The organism is Blastococcus sp. SYSU DS0973 (assembly GCF_054051055.1).
The window spans coordinates 267,456-292,468 of sequence record NZ_JBJHAN010000004.1 but is presented as its reverse complement, the minus strand read 5'-3'; the positions used below and the strand labels follow the sequence as shown (position 1 = coordinate 292,468).

Genomic DNA, 25,013 nt, shown 5'->3' with positions numbered 1-25,013 from the left:
GGCCGTGCCTTCCCAGAACGCGTCCCGGACCAGTGCCCTGCCCGCCGACCGGTACCTGAACCGGGAGCTGTCCTGGCTGGACTTCAACTCCCGCGTCCTGGAGCTGGCGGAGGACGACTCGCTCCCGCTGCTGGAGCGGGTCAAGTTCCTCGCCATCTTCGCCAGCAACCTCGACGAGTTCTACATGGTGCGCATCGCCGGGCTGAAGCGCCGGCAGAGCACCGGCCTCACGGTCCGCTCGCCCGACGGGCTGACCATCCGCGAGCAGCTGGAGCGGGTGACCACCCGCACCCAGGAGCTGGTGCAGCGGCACTCCGACGTCTTCAACAAGGACGTGCTGCCCCGCCTCGAGGGGACCGGCATCCGGATCGTCCACTGGGAGGACCTGGAGGACGACGCGATGCGCCGGCTCCGGGACTACTTCCGCGACCAGGTCTTCCCGGTGCTCACCCCGCTCGCGGTCGACCCGGCGCACCCGTTCCCCTACATCAGCGGCCTGTCGCTGAACCTCGCGGTGTCGGTGCAGGACCCCGACTCCAACACCCCCCGCTTCGCGCGGCTCAAGGTGCCCAACAACGTGCCGCGGTTCGTGCCGGTCGCCTCGCAGGACGACACGGTGATCTTCCTGCCGCTCGAGGACCTCATCGCCGCGCACCTGCCCCAGCTCTTCCCGGGGCTCGACGTGCTCGACCACCACTTCTTCCGCGTCACCCGCAACGCCGACGTCGAGGTCGAGGAGGACCGCGACGAGGACCTGCTGCAGGCTCTGGAGCGCGAGCTGGCCCGGCGCCGGTTCGGGCCCGCGGTGCGCCTGGAGGTCGCCGAGCCGATGGACCCGCGGATCCTCGAGGTCCTCATCTCCGAGCTCGAGGTCTCCCCCACGGACGTCGTCCACGTGCCCGGGCTGCTCGATCTCGCCTCGCTCATGGCGCTCTACGACCTCGACCGGCCGGAGCTCAAGGACGAGCCGTTCGTCCCCGCCACGCACCCGCGCCTGTCCGAGGGCGAGACGCCCAAGAGCGTCTTCGCGACCCTCCGCGAGGGCGACGTGCTGGTCCACCACCCGTACCACTCGTTCGCGACCAGCGTGCAGCGGTTCATCGAGCAGGCCGCCGCCGACCCGAACGTGCTCGCCATCAAGCAGACGCTGTACCGCACGTCCGGGGACTCCCCGATCGTCAACGCGCTGATCGAGGCCGCCGAGGCCGGCAAGCAGGTCGTGGTCCTCGTCGAGATCAAGGCCCGGTTCGACGAGGAGGCCAACATCAGCTGGGCCCGCTCGCTGGAGCGGGCCGGGTGCCACGTCGTCTACGGGCTGGTGGGGCTGAAGACGCACTGCAAGACGGCGTTGGTGGTCCGCCGGGAGCAGGGCATGATCCGGCGGTACTGCCACATCGGTACGGGCAACTACAACCCGAAGACCGCCCGGATCTACGAGGACCTCGGCATCCTCACCGCCGACCCCCGGGTGGGCGCCGACCTGACCGACCTGTTCAACGTGCTCACCGGCTATTCGCGGCAGACCAACTACCGCACGCTCATGGTGGCCCCGCACGGCATCCGCAACGGCCTGGTCGAGAAGATCCGCCGCGAGGCCCGGCACGCCGGCGAGGGGCGCCCCTCGGGCATCCGCATCAAGGCGAACTCGATCGTCGACGAGCGCCTCATCGACGCCCTCTACGAGGCCTCGCGGGCCGGTGTGCCGGTGGAGCTCTTCGTCCGCGGCATCTGCGCCCTGCGCCCGGGCGTCCCCGGGCTGTCGGAGACCATCCGGGTGCGCTCGATCGTCGGGCGGTTCCTGGAGCACTCCCGGGTGATCTCGTTCCTCAACGGCGGCGAGCCGGAGTGGTGGATCGGCAGCGCCGACCTCATGCACCGCAACCTCGACCGCCGGGTCGAGGTGCTGCTGCGGGTCTGCGACGAGGCGGCCCGCAGGCAACTGGAGGAGACGCTCAGCCCGGCCATGGAGCCGGGCGTGCGGTCCTGGGAGCTGCGCAGCGACGGGCAGTGGGACCGGCTGGAGGGGCGGGACTACCAGGCAGAGCTGATGCACCGGATCCATGAGCTCGCCGGCTGAGCCGCGACCCGTCGCGGCCGCCGGCGGGGTCGTGTGGCGGCCGGCCGGCGACGACGGTGTCGAGATCGCCGTCGTCCACCGTCCCCGCTACGACGACTGGTCGCTGCCCAAGGGCAAGCTCGACGCCGGTGAGCACGCACTGGCCGCGGCGTGCCGCGAGGTGGCCGAGGAGACCGGCCTGCGCATCGTCGCCGGACGCCGCGGGCCGACGACGCAGTACGCCGTCGGCGGCGTGCCCAAGCACGTGGACTACTGGCTCATGCGCTGCGCGGGCGGTTCCTTCCGCGCCAACGACGAGGTGGACGAGCTGCGCTGGCTCGCCCCCGCCGACGCCGCCGAGCTGGTCACCCACGACCACGACCGGCTGGTGATCGCCGACGCCGCCCGCACCGACGTGCCGCGAGAGGTGAGCGTCCTCCTGGTCCGCCACGGCCGCGCCGGGAGCAAGCAGGATTTCGACGGCCCGGACGAGCTGCGCCCGCTGGACGACAGGGGGCGGCGGCAGGCGCAGCAGCTGGCCGAGGCGCTGCCGCTCTTCGGCCCCGCGGCGATCGCCTCGGCGCCGCCGCTGCGCTGCCGCTCGACCGTGGATCCCCTCGCGCAGCTGTTGGGCCTGGACGTGCCCGTCCGGCCCGAGTTGGGCGAGGAGGGCTTCGCGGACGACCCGCAGGCCGCGCTCGCCGCGGTCGAGCAGCGGCTCGTCCCCCGGGCCGACGGCGGTGTCACCGTGCTGTGCAGCCAGGGCGGGGTGATCCCCGCGGTGCTGCAGGCGCTCGGGGTGCACGGCCACGGCGTCCGCGGCCTGCTCCCGCCGGCCGCCAAGAGCAGCGTGTGGGCCCTCGGCGGCCGGCCGGGCGCGCTGGTCGCGGACTACTACCGCGACTTCGAGCCCGACCCGGACGCCCCGCTGCCTCAGCGGGCGGGCAGCGCCGTCGGGAGCCAGGCCGGGCGCGCCGCCTCATAGCTCTCGATGTCGTCGAGGTGCCGCTCGGTGAGGCCGACGTCGTCGAGCCCCTCCAGCAGCCGCCAGCGGGTGTAGTCGTCGATCTCGAACCGCACCGCCACGTCGCCGTAGGTCACCTGCTTGGCCCGCAGGTCGACCGTCACCGGCGTCGCCGGGTCGGCCTCGATCGCGGCCCACAGCGCCTCGACCTCGTCCTGCGGCAGCACGACGGTCAGCAGCCCCGACTTGGTCGAGTTGTTGCGGAAGATGTCGGCGAACCGGGAGCTGATGACGACGCGGAAACCGCCGTCGAGCAGCGCCCAGTTGGCGTGCTCGCGGGAGGAGCCGGTGCCGAAGTCGGGGCCAGCCACCAGGATCGAGGCGTCGGCGTACTGCGGCTGGTTGAGCACGAAGTCCGGCTCGTTGGTGCGCCAGGCGATGAAGAGCCCGTCGTCGAAGCCGGTGCGGGTGATCCGCTTGAGGTACTCGGCCGGGATGATCTGGTCGGTGTCGACGGCGCTGCGGCGCAGGGGCGCGGCGGTCCCGGTGTGGGTCGTGAAGGCGTCCATGGCTCAGGCTCCGATCAGGTCGGCGGGGGCGGTGAGGCGGCCGGTCAGCGCGGTGGCGGCGGCCACGGACGGCGACACCAGGTGGGTGCGACCGCCCTTGCCCTGGCGGCCCTGGAAGTTCCGGTTGCTGGTCGACGCCGACCGCTCGCCGGGCTTGAGCTGGTCGGGGTTCATGCCCAGGCACATCGAGCACCCCGCACCCCGCCACTCGGCGCCGGCCTCGGTGAAGACCTTGTCCAGGCCCTCCGCCTCGGCCTGCAGCTTCACGCCCACCGAGCCGGGGACCACGAGCATGCGCGTGCCCGAGTCGATCCTCTTGCCCTGCAGGAACGCCGCCGCAGTGCGCAGGTCCTCGATCCGGCCGTTGGTGCAGGAGCCCAGGAAGACGGTGTCGACCTCGATCTCGCGCAGCGGGGTGCCGGGGGTCAGGCCCATGTAGGCCAGCGCCTGCTCGGCGGCCCGCCGCTCGCCGTCGTCGTCGAACTGGGCCGGGTCGGGCACCACGCCGTCGATCGGCAGGCCCTGGCCCGGGTTGGTGCCCCAGGTGACGAACGGGGTCAGCGTCGAGGCGTCCAGGGTCACCTCGCGGTCGAACACCGCGCCGTCGTCGGTGCGCAACGTGCGCCAGTGCTCGACGGCGGCGTCCCAGTCCACGCCCCGGGGGGCGTGCGGGCGCCCCTGCAGGAAGTCGACGGTGGTCTGGTCGGGAGCGATGAGCCCCGCCTTCGCGCCGGCCTCGATCGACATGTTGCAGATGGTCATCCGGGCCTCCATCGACAGATCCTCGATGGCGCTGCCGCGGTACTCGATGACGTGCCCGGCCGCACCGTTGGTACCGATCTGGGCGATGACGGCGAGGATGATGTCCTTCGCCGAGACGCCGGGAGCCAGCTCGCCCTCGACGGTGACCGACATCTGCTTCGGGCGGTACTGCGGAAGGGTCTGGGTGGCCAGCACGTGCTCGACCTCGCTGGTGCCGATGCCGAACGCCAGTGCCCCGAAGGCCCCGTGGGTGGAGGTGTGGCTGTCGCCGCAGACGATGGTCATGCCCGGCTGGGTCAGCCCCAGCTGCGGGCCGATCACGTGGACGATGCCCTGGTCGCGGTCGCCCATCGGGGCCAGCCGGATGCCGAACTCGGCGGCGTTGCGCCGCAGCGCGTCGACCTGCGCCCGGCTCACCGGGTCGGCGATGGGGCTGAGGATGTCCAGGGTCGGGACGTTGTGGTCCTCGGTCGCCATGGTGAGGTCGGGGCGGCGGACCGTGCGCTCGGCGGCCCGGAGGCCGTCGAAGGCCTGTGGGCTGGTGACCTCGTGGACGAGGTGCAGGTCGATGTAGAGCAGGTCGGGCTCGCCCGCGGTGCTGCGCACGACGTGGGCGTCGTAGACCTTCTCGGCCAGGGTCTTCGGCACGGTCTCGTCCCCTTCGGGTGACTGGTCGATCCCGGAGTGACTGTCTCACTGTGCGGGATGCGAGTATTGCTGTGTGGGACAGCCTAACCCGGTCGCGGTGCTGGACAAAGCAGTGTCGATCCTGCACGCCGTGGCGCAGGAGCCGGCGACCCTCGCCGAGCTGGTGGCGCGGACCGGCCTGCCCCGGGCGACCGCCCACCGGCTCGCCGTCGCCCTGGAGGGTCACCGCCTCGTGCGGCGCACCGATGCCGGCAGCTGGGCCCCCGGCCCCGCGCTGGCAGAGCTGGGCCGCGGCACGGCCGACGTCGGGGAGATCGCGTCCCGCCACCTGGCCACCCTCCGCGACGCCACCGGCGAGAGCGCGCAGTTCTACGTGCGCGACGGCGCCACCCGCGTGTGCGTCGCCGCGGCGGAGCGCACCAGCGGCCTGCGCGACACCGTGCCGGTCGGCGCGCGGCTGCCGATGACCGCGGGCTCCGCCGCGCACGCCCTGCTGGCGTTCATGCCCGCCGACGAGGTGACCCGGCTGCTGCCCTCGGCGAGCTTCACCGCCCGCACGCTGCTGGACGTCCGCCGGCGCGGCTGGGCGCACAGCGTCGCCGAGCGGGAGGCCGGCGTGGCGTCGCTGTCGGCACCGGTGCGCGACGGCACCGGCAGCGTCCTGGGCGCCGTCTCGATCTCCGGTCCGGTGGAGCGGCTGGGGAGGCGCCCCAGCCCGGAGGTCATCGGCGCCGTGCTCGACGCCGCAGCAGCGATCTCCCGCGCCGCCCGCTGAGGCGGGGTCAGCCCCGCTCGTCGTCGGCCGCCGGAGCCTCCACCACCGCCGGGCGCCACCGCGTCCAGACGGCGAAGGCCACCGCGACGGCGACCATGGCCAGGCCCGCCCAGAGGTCGGCGTTCGACCCGTCGGGCTCTGCCAGCGCCTCCTCGGAGCCGTCCAGCAACCCGACGATCACCAGGACGACCCCGTAGAAGCCGATCAGGTCGGCGATGACGTCGCGGACGTCGAACGCGCCCGCCCCTCCTCTCGGGTGGCGCGCCATCAGGTCAGCCGGCGGGCGCCGGCGGACGGGACGACGACGAAGGTGCGCGGCGCGGGATGCCCCTCGCGCGCGAAGCGATCGGCCACCGACGCCCGGACGGTGTCGAGGCCCCCGCTGTCGACCAACGCGACGACGCTGCCGCCGAAGCCGCCCCCGACCATGCGGGCCCCGTGGCCGCCGCCGGCCGACGCGGCCTCCACGCAGGCGTCGATCAGCGGCACGGAGACCTCGAAGTCGTCACGCAGCGACGCGTGGCCCGCGGTGAGCAGCGGCCCGATCGCCCGCGGATCGGCGTCGCCGCGCAGCGCGGCCACGACCTCGAGCACGCGGGCGTCCTCGGTGACCACGTGCCGGGCGCGCCGCAGCAGCAGGTCGCCCTCGAGGCTGCCGTCGGCCAGGGGAGCCAGCGCGGCGACGTCGTCGACCTCACGCAGCAGTGCGACCCCGAGCCGCCGGGCGGCCTCCTCGCACTCCCGGCGCCGGTCGGCGTAGCCGCCAGCGGCGTGGTCGTGCGTGGTCCCCGTATCGACGACGAGCAGGGCGAGGCCCGCCGCGGCGAGGTCCAGTCGCACCTGCTCGCGAGTGCCGTCGCGGGTGTCGAGGAAGAGCGCGTGGCCGGCCGTGCAGAGGATCGACGCCGACTGGTCGAGGACGCCGGTCGGTGCACCGGCAAAGTCGTTCTCCGCCCGGCGGGCGAGGTCGATCAGCGCGTCGGCGTCCAGGTCGAGTTCGAGCAGGTCGCGGACGCCCAGCGCGACCGAGCAGGACAGGGCCGCGGAGGAGGACAGCCCCGCGCCGGACGGCACGTCGCCGTCGACGAGGACGCTGAGCCCGCCCGGGATTCGCCCGGCCAGCGCGTGCACGACCCCGGCGGGGTAGGCCGCCCAGCCGCCCGGCCGGCCGGGGCGCAGGTCGGTGACGGGGACCACGGCCTCCTGTTCCGGGCGCTGTGCGGAGGCGAGCACCAGGAGCCCGTCGTCGCGCTCCGCCATCGCCGCGCGGGTGGTGTGCGGCAGCGCCACGGGCAGCACGAACCCGCCGTTGTAGTCGGTGTGCTCGCCGATGACGTTCACCCGGCCCGGTGCCGCCCAAATCCCGTCGGCCTGCCGCCCGAAGCGCTCGGCGAACGCGGCGGCGGCCCGCGCGGCGGCGTCCCCGTCTCCCGTCACGGGAGGACCACCGCGCGCAGCTGCTCGGCGACGTCCTCGGGGTTCGTGTCGGTGATGAACGCGCCCATGCCCGACTCGGAGCCGGCCAGGTACTTGAGCGCGCCCGGCGCGCGGCGCAGCGAGAACAACTGCAGGTGCAGCCACCAGTCGTCCCGCCCATCGGTCACCGGCGCCTGGTTCCAGGAGGCGATGTAGGGCATCGGGGTGTCGAAGAGGTGCGCGAACCGGCCCAGGACGTCGAGGTACACCTCGACGAAGGCGTTCCGCTCGGCGCCGGTGAGGGCGGGCAGGTCGGGGACCCTGCGGGTGGGGAACAGCTGCACCTCGTAGGGCCACCGGGCCGCCGCGGGCACGAACGCCGTCCAGTGCTCGTTGGCCGCGACCACCCGCGAGCCGGACCGCTCCGCGGTGACCACCTCGGTGAAGAGGCCGCCCCCGGTCTCCTCCCGGTGCCGGCGCGCGGAGGCCAGCATCTTCTCGACGCGCGGCGGGACGAACGGGTATGCGTAGATCTGGCCGTGCGGGTGGGAGAGCGTCACGCCGATCTCCTCGCCGTGGTTCTCGAAGCAGAACACCTGCCGGACGCCCGGGAGCGCGGAGAGCTCCGCGGTGCGCTCGGCCCAGACGTCGACCACCAGCCGCGCACGCTCCGCCCCCAGCCGGGCGAAGTCGCGGTCGTGGTCGCTGGTGAAGCAGACGACCTCGCAGCGGCCGAAGCCGGGCCGCAGCTCCGCCAGCGGGTTGCCCTGCACCGCGGGGGCGACGTCGCGCGCGACGTCGGTCGCCAGGGACGGGAACCGGTTCTCGACGACGACCACCTGGTAGTCCCCCTCGGGGATCTCGGTCGGCCGGCCGGGCCGGCTGGGGCAGAGCGGGCACTGGTCGGCCGGGGGCAGGAAGGTGCGGGTCTGCCGGTGGGCGGCGACGACGACCCACTCGGCCAGCAGGGGGTCGAACCTCAGCTGGGAGCGGGTGACCACGGCGGGGAGGCCGCGGGTGTCGACCGCCTCCCGCGGGGCCGGGTCCCGGTCGTCGTCGAAGTAGAGGATCTCCCGGCCGTCGGCCAGATGACGGCTGGTGCGGATCACCGCGCGACCACCTTCCCGCCGTCACGGTGCGTGACCGGCGGTGCGACCGTATGACCGGGAGCGAGCACGCTGCCACCGGAGGCGGTGCGAGCTCCGATACGCCGCAACCGGTGCCCCGGCCCGCTGCCGGCCCGGAACGGCGAGAGCCCCCGACCGGCTGGTCGGGGGCTCTCGCTCACGTAGCCCCGAAGGGATTCGAACCCTCGCTACCGCCGTGAGAGGGCGGCGTCCTGGGCCGCTAGACGACGGGGCCGTGTGCGGGAGCCATCCTGCCATGCCGCGGCCCGGGTCTCGCGGGGGGGCCGGGAACGGCGAGAGCCCCCGACCGGGTGGTCGGGGGCTCTCGGTCGCGTAGCCCCGAAGGGATTCGAACCCTCGCTACCGCCGTGAGAGGGCGGCGTCCTGGGCCGCTAGACGACGGGGCCGTGCTGGGTGGTGCAAGAGGAACCAGGCTTCCTCGCTGGGGTACCAGGACTCGAACCTAGACTAACGGAACCAGAAACCGTCGGGCTGCCAATTACCCCATACCCCATGGGTAGCACCTCGCGGCGCCGCAGACGACTGTACCCGACGCCCGGGGAGCGGGTCACGCCACCCCCGGTCGGCGGGTCAGCGCACCGGGGCGGGGCCCGCCACGGGCGGGATCCGGAGGTCCAGCGCGGGGGTGCGAGTCTCCAGGTCGGCCCGCCGCCGCCACCGGGCGACGAGCGCGACGTAGCCACCGAAGGCGGCCAGGCCCAGCGCCACCGAGACGGCCGCCAGCCCGGGAGGCACGGCCGCCGTGGCCACCCCCTCCCCCAGCAGCGCTGCCAGCACGAACAGCACCACGTTGTTCACCGCGTGCAGCACGATCGCCGCCTCCAGCCCGCCGGTCAGCCACACCACCGCCGAGGCCGCCAGGGCGAACAGGAAGCGGTCGAGGAACGTGAGCAGGTCCGGCGGCAGGTGGGCGAGCGAGAACAGCGTCGCGGTGACCAGGGCGGCTCCCACGGCACCGGCGTGCGGGCTGCGGATCCAGCCGGCGATCGCCTGGCTGAGGTAGCCGCGGAACAGGTACTCCTCGGCCGCGGACTGCAGCGGCGTGGTGAGCAGGACCACGACGAGCAGCCACCCCCACGAGCGCACCGGCCCCTCGACGTCGGCGTCGCCCACGGTGAAGGCCAGCAGCACCGACAGGACGATGGCGACGCCGAGCGTGGCGAGGGCGAGCAACGTCAGCCGGGGCAGCAGCCGCCAGCGGATCCGCGCGAGCACCGACGACGACCACCCCGTGCGCATGCCGTGGGCCACGGCCCACGCCAGCCAGACGACCGGGATCGCCACGATCAAGGTGAGATTGGTGACCAGCAGCGTGCCCGGATCGGTGAGCTGGAGCAGGGCCAGGTCGGGGCTGACGCCGGTGAGGATGCCGACCACGGCGAGCACCGCGCTGCCCACCAGGAACACGACCCCGAGGAGCAGCAGACCCAGCAGCGGCCGCCACCACGCCCAGTCACGGGTGCGCATGACGTGCAGGTAGGGCTGCGGCTCGTCGTGCGGCGGCGCATCCGGGGGCACCGCCCACCCCGCCGGGGGGTACGGCGGCGGAGGTGGCCCCCAGCCCGGCGGAGGTGGCCCCCAGCCCGGCGGAGGTGGCCCCCAGCCCGGCGGAGGTGGCCCCCAGCCCCGCGGCGGCCCGTAGGGCTGGACCCACGGGGTCATCGGGAACTGCCCCGGCGCGGGGCGCAGGGTCGGCGGCGGCCCGGTGTACGGCTCCTCGGCCGTCCGGCCACCGTTCCCCGGCGACGTCATCCCGCGGTGGCGGCGACCGCGCGGGCCGCGGCGAGCCGGTCGAGCGTCCGTTCGCGGCCGAGCAGCTCCATCGACTCGTACAGCGGCGGGGACACCGTGCGCCCGCTGACCGCGACCCGGACCGGGCCGAAGGCCTGCCGCGGCTTGCGGCCGAGCCCCTCGACCAGCGCGTCCTTCAGCGCCTGCTCGATGGCCGGGTTGGTCCACTCCGGCAGTGCACCCAGCGCCGTGGTCGCGGCGTCCAGCACCTCGACCGCCGGTTCCCCGGCCAGCTGCTTCTCGGCCGCCGCCGGCTCGATGGTCACCTCGTCGACGAAGAGGAAGCCCAGCAGCCCGACCGCCTCCGACAGCACGATCATGCGTTCCTGCGCCATCGGCGCGATGGCCCGCAGCACGGCGTCCTGCTCGGCGGTGGGCGGCTCGCTCACCAGGCCTGCCCCGGCGAGGTAGGGGATCACGCGGGCGATGAACTCCTCCACCGGGAGGGCGCGCAGGTGCGTGGCGTTGATCGCCTCGGCCTTCTTCAGGTCGAAGCGCGCCGGGTTGGCACTGACCCGGGAGACGTCGAAGGCCTCGACCAGCTCCGCGGTGGAGAAGATGTCCCGGTCCTCGGCGATCGACCAGCCCAGCAGCGCCAGGTAGTTGGCGAAGCCCTCGGGCAGGAAGCCGCGCTCGCGGTACACGTCGAGGTTGGACTGCGGATCGCGCTTGGAGAGCTTCTTGTTGCCCTCGCCGGTCACGTACGGCAGGTGGCCGAACCGGGGAGTGCCCGAGGCGACGCCGACGTCGGCCAGCGCCCCGTAGAGGGCCAGCTGCCGCGGCGTGGAGGGCAGCAGGTCCTCACCGCGCAGGACGTCGGTGATGCCCATCAGCGCGTCGTCGACCGGGTTGACGAACGGGTAGAGCGGAGCCCCGTTACCGCGGACGAGCACGAAGTCGGGCACCGACCCGGCGGCGAAGCGCACCTCCCCCCGGACGAGGTCGTCCCACACCAGGTCCTCGTCCGGCATCCGCAGCCGGAGCACCGGCTGCCGCCCCTCGTCCCGGAAGGCGGACTTCTGGGCGTCGGTGAGGAACCGGTCGTGGTTGTCGTAGCCGAGCTTCGGATCCTGGCCCGCCGCCCGCCGCCGGGCGTCGACCTCCTCGTTGGTCGAGAAGGACTCGTAGGCGTGCCCCGCCTCGAGCAGCTTCGCCGCCACCTCGCGGTAGACGTCGTGTCGCTCCGACTGGCGGTACGGGCCGTTCGGGCCACCCACCTCGGGGCCCTCGTCCCACTCGAGCCCGAGCCACCGCAGGCAGTCGAGCAGGTGGCGATAGGACTCCTCGGAGTCGCGGGCGGCGTCGGTGTCCTCGATGCGGAGGACGAACGTGCCGCCGGAGTGCCGGGCGTGCGCCCAGTTGAACAGAGCCGTGCGCATCAGGCCGACGTGCACCATGCCCGTCGGTGACGGGCAGAAGCGCGTGCGGACCGTCGTCGGCTGCGTCACCGGGCGCCGCCGGCCGTCGAGACGGAGTCGGCCGCGGAGACGGAGTTCGTCAGCGTGCCGAGGCCCTGGATGGTGCAGGCCACCGTCTGGCCGGGGCGGATCGGGCCGACGCCCGACGGGGTGCCGGTGAGCACGACGTCGCCGGGGAGCAGGGTCATCACCCGGGAGATGTAGGAGATCAGCAACGGGATGCCGAAGAGCAGCTGGCTGGTGCGGCCGCTCTGGCGGCGCTCGGCGTCGACGTCGCAGGTGACCTCCAGGTCGGCGGCGTCGAGGCCGATGCCGGGCAGGTCGGTCTCGATCCACGGCCCCAGCGGGCAGAAGGAGTCGAAGCCCTTCGCGCGGGTCCACTGCCCGTCGCTCCGCTGCATGTCCCGCTCGGTCACGTCGTTGCCGATCGTGTAGCCGAAGACGCTGCTCAGCGCCTGCTCCGGCGTCACGTTGCGGGCGCCCCGGGCGCCGATGACGACGGCGAGCTCGGCCTCGTGGTGCACGTTGGTGCTGCCCGGCGGGATCCGGATGGCGTCGCCGGGGCCGATGACCGACGTCGAGGGCTTGAGGAACAGCAGCGGCTCCGTGGGAGCGTCGCCGGTGTTCATCTCCTTGACGTGGTCGGCGTAGTTCTTCCCGACGCACACCACCTTGCTCGGCAAGATCGGCGAGAGCAGCCGGATGTCGGCCTGCGCGTAGCGCGTGCCGGTGAAGGAGATCTGGCCGAAGGGGTGGCCCTCGATCTGGGCGACCTGGCCGTCGCCGTCGAGGACACCGAAGGACATGCCTCGGGGGGAGGCGAAACGGACGATGCGCACGACCCGAGGTTAGTCGGCTCTCCGGTCGGCGGCCCCGGCGCGCCTCGGGCTCACTGCACGCGTGGCCCGCCACTCCCCCCACTCGTCGTGGACATCCGCGATCCCGAGGCGCTGGCCGCATCCCGGGCGGGCGGTGCTCGGCCACCGGGTCCTCGGCGACGAGGACGGGCAGCGAGATCGGCCCGGCCGAGCGCTTCGCCGGCCCGGCGCCGATCAGTCCGGCGACCAGAGCCGGCACGTGCTCGCCGATCCCGAGGGCACCAGTCCCGCCCGCTGCGCAGCCGGCTCGACCCGTTGCAGCAGGGGCTGCCGGTGCCCCGCGCCCCGAGGACGTAGCCCCAGGAAGTCGGGGCCTGCTCACCGTCGTAAGCAGAACTCGACTGTGCGTGGGAAGGCCCCCCACCGGTGAGGGCGCCTGCCCCGGGTCATCGATCCCGGCCCGCAGGAACGACGGAGCGGCTCGGTGCAGCACGGGACGGCGATTGGCCGCGGGGTCGGCCGGAGGCCGACAATGTCACCGTGATCCTCATCGTCGTGAAGTTCCCCGTCCGTCCCGAGCGCGCCGACGAGTGGACCGGGCTGGCCGCCGACTACGCCCGCGCGGTCAACGCCGAGGAGGGCTCGCTGTTCTTCGAGTGGTCGCGGAGCCTGGAGGAGCCGAACACCTACGTCTGCGTCGAGGGCTTCCGGGACGCCGCCGCCGGCGCGGCGCACGTGGCCACCGACGCCTTCACCCGCTTCGTCGAGCAGGCGCCGGACCTCGTGTCGGCGCAGCCGCAGATCATCTACGTCGACGCCCCCGACGTCGAAGGCTGGGGCCCGATGGGGGAGATCCAGCCGCGCTGACCCGCCGGTGTTGCCCTTCCTGCTGCTGTCCACCCGACCGGAGGATGCGGCCGCCGACGAGGAGCTCGCCTCGTTCCTCCGGTTCACCGCCCTGCCCGCGGAGCGGCTGCACCGGATTCGGCTGGAGGCGGGCCCGCTGCCGTCGCTGGACCTCGACGCCTACGCCGGGGTGTTCCTCGGTGGCGGGCCGTTCAACTCCAGCGACGAGCCGGACCTGAAGTCCCCCGTCCAGGTGCGGGTCGAGCGGGAGGTCGGCGCCCTCCTGGACGAGGTGGTGGCGCGCGACCTGCCGTTCTTCGGCGCCTGCTACGGCATCGGCACGCTCGGCACCCGGCAGGGCGGCGTCGTGGACCGGACCTACGGCGAGCCGGTGTCGGCGGTCGAGGTGGCGCTGACGCCGGAGGGCCGCGCCGACCCGCTGCTGGCCGGGGTGCCCGACCGGTTCCAGGCCTTCGTGGGGCACAAGGAGGCCTGCCGGGTGCTGCCGCCGGGCTCGGTGCTGCTGGCGTCGTCGGCGAGCTGCCCCGTGCAGATGTTCAGGGTGAAGGAGAACGTCTACGCCACCCAGTTCCACCCGGAGCTCGACGTCCCCGGGATCGTGCAGCGGGTGCGCATCTACCAGCACGCCGGCTACTTCGCGCCGTCGGAGATCGAGGCGGTCATCGCGCGGCTGACGCCGGCGGTCGTGACCCGCCCCGGGCGCCTGCTGGCGAACTTCGTCGCCCGCTACGGCTGAGGGCGGCGCAGCACGGCGTAGGTGAGCGCGTCGACCAGCGCATGCCAGGACGCCTCGACGATGTTGGCGTGGACCCCGACGGTGGTCCACTCCCCCACCCCGTCGGTGGTGTCGATGAGCACCCGGGTGGTGGCGCTCGTGCCGCCCCTCCAGCCCAGGATGCGGACCTTGTAGTCGGCCAGGGCGACGTCGGCCAGCTGCGGGTAGCGGTGCACCAGCGCCTGCCGCAGCGCGTTGTCCAGGGCGTTGACCGGGCCGTTGCCCTCACCGGTGCTGATGATGCGCTGGCCGTCGACGTGCACCTTGACGGTCGCCTCGCTGACGACGACGCCGTTGCCCCAGTGCTCGACGGAGGTCCTGTAGCTCTCCAGCTCGAACAGCGGGGGCGGCGCGCCGGGCAGCTGCGAGCGGAGCAGCAGCTCGAAGGAGGCGTCGGCGGCCTCGAAGGACCACCCGTCGGCCTCGAGCACCTTCACCTGGTCGACCACCCGGCCGACGGCGTCGGACTCGCCGGTGAGGTCCACGCCCAGCTCGCGGCCCTTCAGCTCGACCGACGCCCGGCCCGCCATCTCGGTGACCAGGATGCGCATGCCGTTGCCCACGACCGACGGGTCGAGGTGGTTGTAGAGCTCGGGGCTCACCTTGATCGCGCTGGCGTGCAGGCCGGCCTTGTGCGCGAACGCCGAGGCGCCGACGAACGGCTGGTGGTCGTCGGGTGCGATGTTGGCCAGCTCGGCGAGCGCGTGGCTGACCCGCTGCAGCTCCGGCAGGCACTCGGCCGGTACGGCGGGGATGCCCATCTTGGTGACCAGGTTCCCGATGAGCGCGAAGGTGTCCGCGTTGCCGGCGCGCTCGCCGTAGCCGTTCGCCGTCCCCTGGACGTGCGTGACGCCGGCCTCGACCGCCGCGAGGGTGTTGGCCACCGCGCAGCCGGTGTCGTCCTGGCAGTGGATGCCCAGCCGGCCGTCCACCCGCGCCCGCACCTCGGTCACGATCCGGCCCACGCCCATGGGCAGCATGCCCCCGTTCGTGTCGCACAGGACGCCGACCTCCGCGCCGGCGTCGAACGCCGCCTGCAGCACGCGCACCCCGTAGTCCCGGTCGGCGGCGTACCCGTCGAAGAAGTGCTCGCAGTCGAGGAACACCCGCCGGCCGTGGGCGACGAAGAAGGCGACCGTGTCGGCGACCATCGCCAGGTTCTCCTCCAGCGTGGTGCGCAGCGCCTCCCGCACGTGCCGCACGTCGGACTTCGCGACCAGGCAGACCACCGGCGTCTGCGCGTCGAGCAGGGCTCGGACCTGCAGGTCGTCGGCCACGGCGACGCCGGCCTTGCGGGTCGATCCGAACGCCACCAGCTGAGCGTTCTTCAGCTGCAGCTCGGTCCGCGCGCGGGCGAAGAACTCGGTGTCCTTGGGCAGCGCGCCCGGCCACCCGCCCTCGATGTAGCCGACGCCGATCTCGTCCAGCAGCCGGGCCACCGCGAGCTTGTCGGCGACCGAGTAGCTGACCCCCTCGCGCTGGGCGCCGTCGCGCAGCGTGGTGTCGAAGACGTGGAAGTCGGTGTCGGTGGTGGTCACGGTGTCTCCCGGGGGATGGCAAGGGGCCGAACACGAAAAAGACCCCCCGGGTACGGGAGGTCTGCGCGCAGTCGGGGAGGTGACTGCGCGCTAGGCGATGATCGTGCCGCTGGTGTGCATCGGCACCATGAAAGCACGGTGGGTGCGGTGCACGTCACCCCCGTCCGGGAACGGGGCTGCAGCCGACGGCGCCGGCGGCCCCGTGTGCCCCGTGCCGCTCACCGGCGCCCCTGGCCGGCCCACCGGGTGACGTGCTGGCAGCCCCCTCGCCGGGGGGCTTTCTCAGCCGCCGGCGAGGGCCGCGAGCCGGTCGCCGACGTCGGTGGTGCGGATCGCCGCCCGCGGGTCCCGCGTGGACAGGTCGAACGCGACGGCGGCGTCGACCTTGCGCGCCTGCTCGGTGCGGCCGAGGTGGTCCAGGAGCAGGCCGACCGACAGCACCGTGGCCGTGGGGTCGGCGATGCCCTGGCCGGCGATGTCGGGGGCCGACCCGTGCACCGGCTCGAACATGCTCGGGTTGGTCCCCGAGGCGTCGAGGTTGCCGCTCGCTGCGAGGCCGATGCCACCGGTCACCGCGGCGGCGACGTCGGTGACGATGTCGCCGAAGAGGTTGTCGGTGACGATGACGTCGTAGCGGCCCGGGTCGGTGATGAAGAACATCGAGGCCGCGTCGACGTGCTGGTAGGCGACGGTGACCCCCGGGAACTCGACCGACACCTCCTCCACGATCCGCGACCAGAGGCCGCCGGCGTGGGTGAGCACGTTGGTCTTGTGGATCAGCGTCAGGTGCTTGCGCGGGCGCCCCACAGCCCGCTCGAACGCGTAGCGGACGAGGCGCTCGACGCCGAAGGCGGTGTTGAGGCTGACCTCGGTCGCGACCTCCTGCGGGGTGTCCTTGCGGAGCACGCCGCCATTGCCGACGTAGGGACCCTCGGTGCCCTCGCGGACGCACAGCATGTCGATCGGGCCGGGCGACGCCAGCGGGCCGCGCACGCCGTCGAAGAGCTTCGCCGGACGCAGGTTCACGTGGTGGTCCAGCTCGAAGCGCAGTCGCAGCAGCAGCCCGCGCTCCAGGATGCCCGGCGGCACGCTCGGGTCTCCGATCGCGCCCAGCAGGATCGCATCGTGCTGGCGGAGCTCGTCGAGAACCGTGTCCGGCAGCAGCTCGCCGGTCCGCTGCCACCGCGCGGCACCGAGGTCGTACGGGGTCGTCTCCAGATCGGGCGCGACCGCGCGGAGGACCTTGAGCCCCTCCGCTAGGACTTCGGGGCCGATGCCGTCTCCAGGGATCACTGCCAGGCGCATGGGAAGGGACCCTAGGTGAGAGCGTCGTGAAGTCGGCGGCCAGGGCTGCCCGGGCTGTCGACGGTGACCGCCACGACCGCCTCGCCGCCGTCGTCGGCCCGGCTGACCTGAGCGCCGGCGATGTGGACCCGGGCCTCCCCGAGCGCGGTGCCCACGACGCCCGGGCGGTCGGCGTAGACGAAGAAGAGGTACCCCGAGGCGGCCAGGCCGATCTCGAAGCTCGATCTCGGTGAGCCGGGGCAACTGGTTCCTGCCGAACAGCGTGCCGGCGACGGCGACCTGCGTGCCGTCGGCCATCGCGCCGCACACCCGGACGTAGTCGGGGTGGGTCGGGCTCTCGGGGTCGCTGGTCAGGGCGGCCGTGCCGACTGGGCCAGCCCGTCGGCGACGGAGGTCGACACCCGGCCCAGCTTCTCGGCCAGGGGCAGACGACTTGCGGTTCGGTGCGGCGGCGAGCGCCTCGACGTCGTTCCCGGTTGGCGCTGCGGATCGTCACGGCTGCGGCGCCGGCGAGGGCGGACAGCAGCGCAGCCCGGTCGGCCCCGTCGACATGACGGATCCCGACTCCGGTCCCGAACACCTCCAGCACACTGGAGGCGAGCTCTTCGGCGATCAGGACGACGGCGCGATGGTGTTGGGGGCGTGGTCGGGTGCCACCGGCTGGGGACTCTCCCGCGGATGGGACCCGCTCCCCGGGTCCTTGCCCCCGTGTGGAGCCACCGACATCCTGACCCCCGAGAGCCGGAACCCCCCGGCACCGACGGAGGAGAACAGTGAGCCAGTCCGACGACCAGGGTCGTTCCGAGTCGGGCCCGTACGGTCCCGGGAGCGGGCAGGAGCAGGACGGGCCCTCCTACGGGCAGGGGAACCCGCCGCAGTACGGCCAGCCCCCGTACGGCCAGGCGCCGTACGGACAGCCGCAGTACGGCCAGCCCCCGTACGGGCAGCAGGCCTACGGCCAGCCGTACGGCGACCAGGGCTACGGGCAGCAGTACGGGATGCCGGCGCCCTACGCCCAGCAGTACGGCCAGTACGGCGCCACCGGCGTCCCGGCCAAGCCGGGGGGCGTCGTCACCGCCGCCGTGCTCGGGTTCGTCTACGGCGCCCTGGGCCTGCTGGTGAGCTTCTTCACGATCGTCCTGGGCGTCGCCGCGAGCGGCGCCGGCACCGGGCTGGACGAGGAGATCCCGGGCCTCGGATCCGTCGCCGGTGCCCTCGGCGGCGTGCTGCTCATTGTCGGCCTGCTGGCGCTGGTCTGGACGGCGGTGATGGTCTGGGGCTCGGTCTGGGCCCTGAGCGGTCGCAGCCGCGTCCTCCTGTTGGTCGGCGGCTCCATCGCGCTCGTCTTCACGGCCATCGGCTTCCTGGGCAGCCTGTCCGAGGGCGGCGCCGGTGATCTCGTGATCAGCCTGCTCTTCTTCCTCGCCGCCCTGGCGATCGTGGTGCTGCTCTCGATGAAGCCGGCCACGCAGTTCTTCGCCGCGCACCGGTTCCGGCGCACGGGTCGCTGAACCGGGTGGCGGCGGCGGGGTGCCGGCGGCCGCGGACGCCGCCGGCCCCGGGCCGGGGCAACCGTCCCTACGATCGGTGACCAGGGAGCCACGTCGGCCCCCCTGACCAGGAGGACGCTGCGATGTCCAGCCCCACCGGTTCCGACCCCGACTACCCCCAGGGCGGTGGGCCGCAGGGCCAGCCGGGCTGGGGGCCGCCACCCGGCCAGCAGCCGCCGCCCGGCTACGGCCAGCCGCCCCAGGGCTACGGCCATGGCTACAACCAGTCGCCTCAGGGCTACGGCCAGGGTCCCGGCGGCTACCCCGCCGCCCCTCCCGGCTACGGCGGGCCTCCGCCGGACCAGCGGCCGGGACAGGTGACCGCCGCGGCGGTCATCGGCATCATCATCGGCGGGCTCGGCACCCTGTTCGGGTTGATCGGGCTCTTCGCGCTCGGGCTGATCTTCGACGCCAGCGCCATCCTGGGCCTGCTGTACCTGCTCTCGCTCGCGACCTCGGTCGTGATGCTGATCGGCGCCACCCAGACCATCCAGGGGAAGTCGCCCCGGCTGCTGCTGCTCGGCAGCTACGCCTCGATCGGCGTGCAATTGCTGTACACCATCTTCGCCGTCGTCTACGGCGAGGCGTGGTTCTCGGGGCTGCTGTCGTTCGTACTGCCGATCCTCATCGTGTTCCTGCTCGTGCAGCCGCGCTCCAGGCAGTACTTCGCCGCCCGCGGCGTCAGCTACTGACCCTCGGCCCCGACGCACGACGGCCCCCGCTGCCCTGAGGGCGGCGGGGGCCGGGTGCGTATGGAGCGGCCCACCCTCCAGGGACCCGCGCCGAGCCTGCGAGCCGTGGGGGAAGGGTGGCTTCGCTCAGCTGCGGGCAGCGGTTCCGGTGTAGTCGTCGGACGCGGCCACCCAGCTCATCAGTCCGCGCAGCTTGCGCCCGGTCTCCTCGATCGGGTGCGCCTCGGCGGCGGCCCGCTTCGCCTTGAAGTCCGGCGCGCCGGCGTCCTGGTCGGCGATGAACGCCGCGGCCCAGGAGCCGTCCTTGATCGCCGCCAGCACGTCCTGCATCGACTCCTTGACGCGGGCGTCGATGACCTTCGGGCCGGAGGTGTAGTCGCCGTACTCGGCGGTGTCGGACACCGACCAGCGCTGCTTGGCGATGCCGCCCTCGTACATGAGGTCGACGATCAGCTTCAGCTCGTGCAGGCACTCGAAGTAGGCGACCTCGGGCTGGTAACCGGCCTCGGTCAGCGTCTCGAACCCGGCGGTGATCAGCGCGCTCGCGCCACCGCAGAGGACGGCCTGCTCACCGAACAGGTCGGTCTCGGTCTCCTCGGCGAAGGTCGTCTTGATGACGCCGGCGCGGGTGCCACCGATGGCGGCCGCGTAGGAGAGGGCCAGCTGCAGCGCGGACCCGGAGGCGTCCTGCTCCACGGCGACCAGGCAGGGCACGCCCTTGCCGTTCTCGAACTCGCGGCGGACGAGGTGACCGGGGCCCTTGGGGGCGACCATCGCCACGTCCACACCGGCCGGGGGCTTGATGTAGCCGAACCGGATGTTGAAGCCGTGACCGAAGAAGAGCGCGTCGCCGTCCTGCAGGTTCGGCTCCACGGAGTCCGCGTACAGCGTCCGCTGCACGTGGTCCGGAGCCAGGATCATGATCAGGTCGGCCTCGGCGGACGCCTCGGCCGGCGTGACGACGCGCAGGCCCTCGGCCTCGGCCTTGGCGCGGCTCTTGGAGCCCTCGGGCAGGCCGACGCGCACGTCGACGCCGGAGTCGCGCAGCGACAGCGCGTGGGCGTGGCCCTGGCTGCCGTAGCCCAGGACGGCGACGGTGCGCCCCTGGATGATCGAGAGGTCGGCGTCGGCGTCGTAGAAGATCTCGGCGGCCATGCTGTGTGCGGTTCCCTTCGGTTGGTGGTTCGACGTCTCAGGCTGCGGGATCAGGCAGTGTCGATGGCGCGACTCCGCGCCCTGGTCTGCTCCCCGCTCGTTGCTCGCTGCGATGCTCCCAGGGCCGTCGTCACGCGGTGCGTTCGACCGGGCGCAACGTACCGGCGCCGGACATCGCCCGCGGGCCCCGGCCCAGCGCGACGGTGCCCGACTGGGCCATCTCCTTGATGCCGAGCGGTGCGAGCACCGCCAGCAGCGCCTGCAGCTTCTCCGGCGTGCCGGTGGCCTCGAGGGTCACCGTGTCGGGGTTGACGTCGATGACGCGGGCCCGGAACAGCTCGGCGGTCTGCAGCACCTGGGTGCGCTCGGCGAGGGGTGCGCGCACCTTGACCAGCAGCAGCTCGCGCTGGACGGCGGCGCCGCCGTCCAGCTCGACGATCTTGATGATCTCGATCAGCTTGTTGAGCTGCTTGGTGATCTGCTCCAGCGGCTGGCTCTCCGCGTCGACGACGATGGTCATGCGCGACAGGTCGGGGTTCTCGGTCGGCCCGACGGCGAGGGACTCGATGTTGAAGCCGCGACGGCTGAACAGCGCCGAGACGCGGGCCAGGACACCGGACTTGTTCTCGACGAGGACCGAGAGGGTGTGACGGGACATGGGTGCGCTCCTCAGACCTGGCCGTCGCCGAAGACCGGGCGCAGGTCGCGCGCGGCCAGGATCGCGTCGTTGCTGGCGCCGGCGGCGACCATCGGCCACACCTGGGCGTCGGCGCCGACGACGAAGTCGATGACCACCGGCGCGTCGTTGATCGCCATGGCCTTCTCGATGACGGCGTCGACGTCGTCCTTGCTCTCGCACCGCAACCCGACGCAGCCCAGCGCCTCCGCCAGCGCGACGAAGTCGGGGATGCGCACCGGCTTGGGCGAGCCGTCGGGGTTGCGCGCGTGCAGCCTGGTGTTGGAGTAGCGACCCTCGTAGAACAGGGTCTGCCACTGCCGGACCATGCCGAGGTTGCCGTTGTTGATGACGGCGACCTTCACCGGGATGCCCTCGATGGCGCAGGTGGCGAGCTCCTGGTTGGTCATCTGGAAGCAGCCGTCGCCGTCGATGGCCCACACGGTGGTGTCGGGGCAGCCGTACTTGGCGCCCATCGCCGCCGGCACGGAGTAGCCCATCGTGCCCAGGCCGCCGCTGTTGAGCCAGGTGCCCGGCTTCTCGTACCTGATGAACTGGGCCGCCCACATCTGGTGCTGGCCGACGCCGGAGGTGTAGACGGCGTCGGGGCCGGCGATCGCGCCCAGCCGCTCGATGACGTACTGCGGCGACAGCGCGCCGTCCTCGGGCCAGTCGTAGCCGAGCGGGTAGCGCTCGCGCCAGTCGTCGAGCTGCGCCCACCACGCCGCCAGGTCCGGCGTGCGGCCCGCCTCGTGCTCGGCGCGGAGGGCCTCGACCAGCTGTGCGATGGTCTCCTTGGCGTCGCCGACGATCGGCACGTCGGCTCTGCGGTTCTTGCCGATCTCGGCGGGGTCGATGTCGGCGTGGACGACCAGGGCGTCGGGCGCGAAGCTGGACAGCTCGCCGGTCACCCGGTCGTCGAACCGCGCGCCCAGCGCGACGATCAGGTCGGACTTCTGCAGCGCGGTCACCGCCGCGACGGTGCCGTGCATGCCGGGCATGCCCAGGTGCTGCGGGTTGCTGTCGGGGAACGCGCCCCGGGCCATGAGTGTGGTGACCACCGGCGCGCCGGTCAGCTCGGCGAGCTGGGCGAGCTGGGCGGTGGCCTGCGCCTTGAGCACGCCCCCGCCGACGTAGAGGACCGGGCGACGAGCGGCGGCGATGAGGGTGGCGGCCTCGCGGACCTGCTTGCCGTGCGGCCGCGTCGTCGGCTTGTAGCCGGGCAGGTCGAGCCGCGGCGGCCAGGAGAAGTCCGTCGTGGCCTGCAGGACGTCCTTGGGGATGTCGACCAGGACCGGACCGGGGCGGCCGGTGGACGCCAGGTGGAAGGCCTCGGCGATCCGCTGCGGGATCTCCTCGGCCGACGTCACCAGGAAGTTGTGCTTGGTGACCGGCATCGTGATGCCGCGGATGTCCGCCTCCTGGAAGGCGTCGGTGCCGATGGCCGCGCTCGGCACCTGGCCGGTGATGGCCACGATGGGGACCGAGTCCATGTAGGCGTCGGCCAGCGGGGTGACCAGGTTGGTGGCGCCCGGGCCGGAAGTGGCCATGCAGACACCGACCCGCCCGGTGGCCTGCGCGTACCCGGTGGCGGCGTGTCCCGCGCCCTGTTCGTGCCGGACCAGGACGTGGTGCACGCGGGAGTCGAACAGCGGGTCGTAGGCCGGGAGGATCGCGCCGCCCGGGATGCCGAAGACCACGTCGACGCCGACCGCCTCGAGCGAGCGGACGAGGCTCTGCGCACCGGTGATACCGGTGGCCGGCTCGGCAGCGGCCTCGGCGACCGACCGGGCCGTCGTCTCGACGCCGGTGAGCGCCGCGGCGGCCTCGCGGGTGGCGACCTCGGAGTGCGGGGCCTCGTGCGGGGTGGTGGTGGTCATCGCGCGGATCTCCTGTGCCTTGCGGCGTGGTACGGGCTGGTGCGACGGGCGGGCGCGCTCGCTGTGCGGCAGGTCACGGCCAACAAAAAACCCCTCGTGCCACGGGCACGAAGGGTCAGCGCGTCGGTCGGTGACCGGACGCGCTACGCGAGTACGAGGACGCCGCGGGGGCCGGCGTCGGCGAGCATGCTGGTGCGAGGCACGGTCACACTGTGCGCCCCACCCCGGCCCGGCGTCAACCGTCGCGTCCCACGATGTGGACACCGGCGTCCAGATTCGGTGCCGTCAGGGCGGGCCACGGAGACGCGCCGCACGTCCCAGCCGTCGGCCAGGAGCCCGGCCGCCTGCTCCGTGGCCACTCCGAGCACCCAGGGCCAGGGCGTGGCGGACCCGGCACTCACACCTCCGGGTGCCGGGTCCGCGGTGTGACCGGCGGTCCGGGGACCGGCCGGGGCCGCCGTGTCACCCCATGGGGGTCAGCCGCAGATCGCTCCCTGGGCCGCCGAGCCGACGAGCTTGGCGTACTTGCCGAGCACGCCGGTGGTGTAGCGGGGCGGGAGCGGCTCCCAGCCGTCGGCCCGGCGGGCCAGCTCGTCGGCGTCGACGAGCAGGTCCAACGTCCGGTGGACCAGGTCCAGCCGGATCCGGTCGCCGTCGCGCACGAACGCGATCGGCCCGCCGTCGGCGGCCTCGGGCGCGACGTGACCGATGCACAGGCCGGTGGTGCCGCCGGAGAACCGGCCGTCGGTCAGCAGCAGGACGTCCTTGCCCAGTCCGGCGCCCTTGATCGCACCGGTGACGGCGAGCATCTCCCGCATGCCCGGCCCGCCCCGGGGGCCCTCGTAGCGGATGACCACGACGTCGCCGGGCTCGAGCGTGCCCTCGGTGACGGCGTCCATCGCGCCCTGCTCGCCGTCGAAGACCCGTGCGGTGCCCTCGAAGACGTCCGCGTCGAAGCCCGCCGACTTCACGACCGCACCCTCCGGGGAGAGCGAGCCGCGGAGAATCGTCAGGCCGCCGGTCGTGTGGATCGGGTCGTTCATCGCGTGGACGATCGTGCCGTCGATGTCGGGCGGCGCGATGTCGGCGAGGTTCTCCGCCATCGTCTTCCCGGTCACGGTCAGCGTGTCGCCGTGGAGCAGCCCGGCGTCCAGCAGCGCGCGGAGCACGACCGGAACCCCGCCGACGCGGTCGATGTCGGTCATGACGAAGCGACCGAAGGGCTTGACGTCGGCCAGGTGCGGGGTGCGGTCGCCGATCCGGTTGAAGTCGTCCAGCGTCAGCTCGACCTGCGCCTCGTGCGCGATCGCCAGCAGGTGCAGCACGGCGTTGGTGGAGCCGCCGAGCGCCATGACGACGGTGATCGCGTTCTCGAACGCCTCCTTCGTCATGATCTGGCGTGCGGTGATCCCCTTGCGGAGCAGGTTGACCACGGCCTCGCCGGAGGCGACCGCGTAGGCGTCGCGCCGGCTGTCCGGCGCGGGCGGGGCGGCGCTGCCGGGCAGCGCCATGCCGAGCGCCTCCGCCACGCTGGCCATGGTGTTGGCGGTGTACATGCCGCCGCAGGACCCCTGCCCGGGGCAGGCTGCCTTCTCGATCTCGACCAGCTCCTCGCGGCTGATCAGCCCGCGGGCGCAGGCACCCACGCCCTCGAAGACGTCGATGATCGTGAGGTCCCGGTCGCCGAGCTTCCCCGGCAGCGTGGAGCCGGAGTACAGGAACACGCTGGCCAGGTCCAGCCGCGCCGCGGCCATGAGCATCCCCGGCAGCGACTTGTCGCAGCCGGCCAGGAGCACCGAGCCGTCCAGCCGCTCGGCGAACATGACCGTCTCGACCGAGTCGGCGATGACCTCGCGGGACACCAGCGACGCGCGCATCCCCTCGTGCCCCATGGAGATGCCGTCGGAGACCGAGATCGTCCCGAACTCCAGCGGGTAGCCGCCGGCCGCGTGCACGCCCTCCTTGGCCCGCTTGGCCAGCCGGTCCAGGGACAGGTTGCAGGGGGTGATCTCGTTCCAGGACGAGGCGACGCCGATCTGCGGCTTGGCGAAGTCCTCGTCGCCCATGCCGACGGCGCGGAGCATGGCCCGCGCGGGCGCCTTGGCGTCCCCGTCGGTCACCTCGTAGCTGCGCGGCTTCAACGGGCTGTGGGTCTGGCTCGCGGGCTCGTTGCCGGGGATGAGGTCCTCACCGATCGTCACGAGCGGCGA

Annotated in this window: 22 protein-coding genes and 3 tRNA genes; 7 read left to right on the top strand and 18 right to left on the bottom strand. The window is 73.2% G+C overall.

All coding sequences use genetic code 11. The features are described 5' to 3' along the window. Positions 1–4 precede the first annotated feature (4 nt). Both ACI791_RS09965 and ACI791_RS09960 read left to right on the top strand, forming a co-directional pair. Positions 5–2,077 carry an RNA degradosome polyphosphate kinase gene (locus ACI791_RS09965; protein ID WP_456585902.1) on the top strand — a complete coding sequence of 691 codons (2,073 nt, stop codon included), beginning with the start codon at positions 5–7 and terminating at the stop codon, positions 2,075–2,077. Continuing rightward, entirely contained in the window at positions 2,061–3,041 is a 981-nt protein-coding gene (locus ACI791_RS09960; protein ID WP_456585901.1) for an NUDIX hydrolase, read from the top strand. The genes ACI791_RS09965 and ACI791_RS09960 overlap by 17 nt, the downstream gene beginning before the upstream one ends. Here the strand turns inward: ACI791_RS09960 and leuD are convergent. Then, on the bottom strand, positions 2,990–3,589 hold the full coding sequence (leuD, locus tag ACI791_RS09955; protein ID WP_456585900.1) for a 3-isopropylmalate dehydratase small subunit: 600 nt from the start codon (positions 3,587–3,589) through the stop codon (positions 2,990–2,992). The two genes, ACI791_RS09960 and leuD, sit on opposite strands and share 52 nt — an antisense overlap. A 3-nt stretch (positions 3,590–3,592) precedes the next feature. Then, positions 3,593–4,999 (bottom strand): 3-isopropylmalate dehydratase large subunit, encoded by a 1,407-nt coding sequence (gene leuC / locus ACI791_RS09950; RefSeq protein ID WP_456585899.1) that lies wholly within the window; start codon positions 4,997–4,999, stop codon positions 3,593–3,595. Between the two features lie 73 nt (positions 5,000–5,072). Here leuC and ACI791_RS09945 point away from each other — a divergent pair, with 73 nt between their 5' ends. Continuing rightward, complete coding sequence (locus ACI791_RS09945) at positions 5,073–5,774, top strand: IclR family transcriptional regulator (protein ID WP_456585898.1); 702 nt, start codon at positions 5,073–5,075, stop codon at positions 5,772–5,774. 7 nt (positions 5,775–5,781) lie between these two features. Here the strand turns inward: ACI791_RS09945 and ACI791_RS09940 are convergent, their stop codons facing one another. The 9 genes from ACI791_RS09940 to ACI791_RS09900 form a co-directional block, all read right to left on the bottom strand. Next, entirely contained in the window at positions 5,782–6,042 is a 261-nt protein-coding gene (locus ACI791_RS09940) for a hypothetical protein (protein WP_456585897.1), read from the bottom strand. Then, positions 6,042–7,211, bottom strand: a complete 1,170-nt coding sequence (gene galK / locus ACI791_RS09935; RefSeq protein WP_456585896.1) for a galactokinase — start codon at positions 7,209–7,211, stop codon at positions 6,042–6,044. The genes ACI791_RS09940 and galK overlap by 1 nt, the downstream gene beginning before the upstream one ends. Continuing rightward, positions 7,208–8,299 carry a galactose-1-phosphate uridylyltransferase gene (galT, locus tag ACI791_RS09930; RefSeq protein ID WP_456585895.1) on the bottom strand — a complete coding sequence of 364 codons (1,092 nt, stop codon included), beginning with the start codon at positions 8,297–8,299 and terminating at the stop codon, positions 7,208–7,210. The genes galK and galT overlap by 4 nt, the downstream gene beginning before the upstream one ends. Positions 8,300–8,479: 180 nt before the next feature. Then, a tRNA-Glu gene (locus ACI791_RS09925) sits at positions 8,480–8,552 on the bottom strand. A 99-nt stretch (positions 8,553–8,651) separates the two neighbouring features. Further along, positions 8,652–8,724 (bottom strand) — tRNA-Glu (locus ACI791_RS09920). Positions 8,725–8,759: 35 nt separating this feature from the next. After that, positions 8,760–8,831, bottom strand: a tRNA-Gln gene (locus ACI791_RS09915). A 77-nt stretch (positions 8,832–8,908) separates the two neighbouring features. Next, on the bottom strand, positions 8,909–9,856 hold the full coding sequence (locus tag ACI791_RS09910; protein WP_347057625.1) for a CPBP family intramembrane glutamic endopeptidase: 948 nt from the start codon (positions 9,854–9,856) through the stop codon (positions 8,909–8,911). Between the two features lie 230 nt (positions 9,857–10,086). Next, on the bottom strand, positions 10,087–11,577 hold the full coding sequence (gltX, locus tag ACI791_RS09905; RefSeq protein ID WP_456585894.1) for a glutamate--tRNA ligase: 1,491 nt from the start codon (positions 11,575–11,577) through the stop codon (positions 10,087–10,089). Next, positions 11,574–12,386, bottom strand: coding sequence for a fumarylacetoacetate hydrolase family protein (locus ACI791_RS09900; protein ID WP_456585893.1), 813 nt, complete (start codon positions 12,384–12,386; stop codon positions 11,574–11,576). The genes gltX and ACI791_RS09900 overlap by 4 nt, the downstream gene beginning before the upstream one ends. A 519-nt stretch (positions 12,387–12,905) precedes the next feature. Here ACI791_RS09900 and ACI791_RS09895 point away from each other — a divergent pair. Together ACI791_RS09895 and ACI791_RS09890 are read left to right on the top strand one after the other, a co-directional pair. After that, positions 12,906–13,232 (top strand): putative quinol monooxygenase, encoded by a 327-nt coding sequence (locus ACI791_RS09895; protein ID WP_456585892.1) that lies wholly within the window; start codon positions 12,906–12,908, stop codon positions 13,230–13,232. A gap of 7 nt (positions 13,233–13,239) precedes the next feature. Beyond that, positions 13,240–13,968, top strand: coding sequence for a glutamine amidotransferase (locus tag ACI791_RS09890; protein ID WP_456585891.1), 729 nt, complete (start codon positions 13,240–13,242; stop codon positions 13,966–13,968). Here the strand turns inward: ACI791_RS09890 and cimA are convergent. The 3 genes from cimA to ACI791_RS09875 form a co-directional block, all read right to left on the bottom strand. Further along, positions 13,959–15,545, bottom strand: a complete 1,587-nt coding sequence (gene cimA / locus ACI791_RS09885; protein ID WP_456585890.1) for a citramalate synthase — start codon at positions 15,543–15,545, stop codon at positions 13,959–13,961. The two genes, ACI791_RS09890 and cimA, sit on opposite strands and share 10 nt — an antisense overlap. Positions 15,546–15,827: 282 nt before the next feature. Beyond that, positions 15,828–16,850, bottom strand: a complete 1,023-nt coding sequence (locus ACI791_RS09880; RefSeq protein ID WP_456585889.1) for a 3-isopropylmalate dehydrogenase — start codon at positions 16,848–16,850, stop codon at positions 15,828–15,830. A gap of 11 nt (positions 16,851–16,861) precedes the next feature. Beyond that, a complete protein-coding gene (locus tag ACI791_RS09875; RefSeq protein WP_456585888.1) occupies positions 16,862–17,005 on the bottom strand; it encodes a hypothetical protein in 144 nt (47 codons plus the stop codon). Positions 17,006–17,623: 618 nt separating this feature from the next. Here ACI791_RS09875 and ACI791_RS09870 point away from each other — a divergent pair. Then, positions 17,624–18,361 (top strand): hypothetical protein, encoded by a 738-nt coding sequence (locus ACI791_RS09870; RefSeq protein ID WP_456585887.1) that lies wholly within the window; start codon positions 17,624–17,626, stop codon positions 18,359–18,361. Positions 18,362–18,483: 122 nt separating this feature from the next. Further along, positions 18,484–19,092 carry a hypothetical protein gene (locus tag ACI791_RS09865; protein WP_456585886.1) on the top strand — a complete coding sequence of 203 codons (609 nt, stop codon included), beginning with the start codon at positions 18,484–18,486 and terminating at the stop codon, positions 19,090–19,092. A 126-nt stretch (positions 19,093–19,218) separates the two neighbouring features. Here the strand turns inward: ACI791_RS09865 and ilvC are convergent, their stop codons facing one another. The 4 genes from ilvC to ilvD form a co-directional block, all read right to left on the bottom strand. Next, entirely contained in the window at positions 19,219–20,247 is a 1,029-nt protein-coding gene (gene ilvC, locus ACI791_RS09860; RefSeq protein WP_456585885.1) for a ketol-acid reductoisomerase, read from the bottom strand. A gap of 130 nt (positions 20,248–20,377) precedes the next feature. Next, positions 20,378–20,905 (bottom strand): acetolactate synthase small subunit, encoded by a 528-nt coding sequence (ilvN, locus tag ACI791_RS09855; protein ID WP_347057638.1) that lies wholly within the window; start codon positions 20,903–20,905, stop codon positions 20,378–20,380. Positions 20,906–20,916: 11 nt separating this feature from the next. After that, entirely contained in the window at positions 20,917–22,803 is a 1,887-nt protein-coding gene (locus ACI791_RS09850) for an acetolactate synthase large subunit (protein ID WP_456585884.1), read from the bottom strand. Positions 22,804–23,279: 476 nt separating this feature from the next. Next, a complete protein-coding gene (gene ilvD, locus ACI791_RS09845; protein ID WP_456585883.1) occupies positions 23,280–25,004 on the bottom strand; it encodes a dihydroxy-acid dehydratase in 1,725 nt (574 codons plus the stop codon). Positions 25,005–25,013: the final 9 nt, after the last annotated feature.

What these genes read in the sequence shown, in the direction of transcription:
- ilvC (WP_456585885.1), bottom strand. Translation starts at nt 20,247, where the DNA reads ATGGCCGCCGAGATCTTCTACGACGCCGACGCCGACCTCTCGATCATC.
- ACI791_RS09865 (WP_456585886.1), top strand. Translation starts at nt 18,484, where the DNA reads ATGTCCAGCCCCACCGGTTCCGACCCCGACTACCCCCAGGGCGGTGGG.
- ilvN (WP_347057638.1), bottom strand. Translation starts at nt 20,905, where the DNA reads ATGTCCCGTCACACCCTCTCGGTCCTCGTCGAGAACAAGTCCGGTGTC.
- ACI791_RS09960 (WP_456585901.1), top strand. Translation starts at nt 2,061, where the DNA reads ATGAGCTCGCCGGCTGAGCCGCGACCCGTCGCGGCCGCCGGCGGGGTC.
- ACI791_RS09880 (WP_456585889.1), bottom strand. Translation starts at nt 16,850, where the DNA reads ATGCGCCTGGCAGTGATCCCTGGAGACGGCATCGGCCCCGAAGTCCTA.
- leuD (WP_456585900.1), bottom strand. Translation starts at nt 3,589, where the DNA reads ATGGACGCCTTCACGACCCACACCGGGACCGCCGCGCCCCTGCGCCGC.
- ACI791_RS09940 (WP_456585897.1), bottom strand. Translation starts at nt 6,042, where the DNA reads ATGGCGCGCCACCCGAGAGGAGGGGCGGGCGCGTTCGACGTCCGCGAC.
- ACI791_RS09850 (WP_456585884.1), bottom strand. Translation starts at nt 22,803, where the DNA reads ATGACCACCACCACCCCGCACGAGGCCCCGCACTCCGAGGTCGCCACC.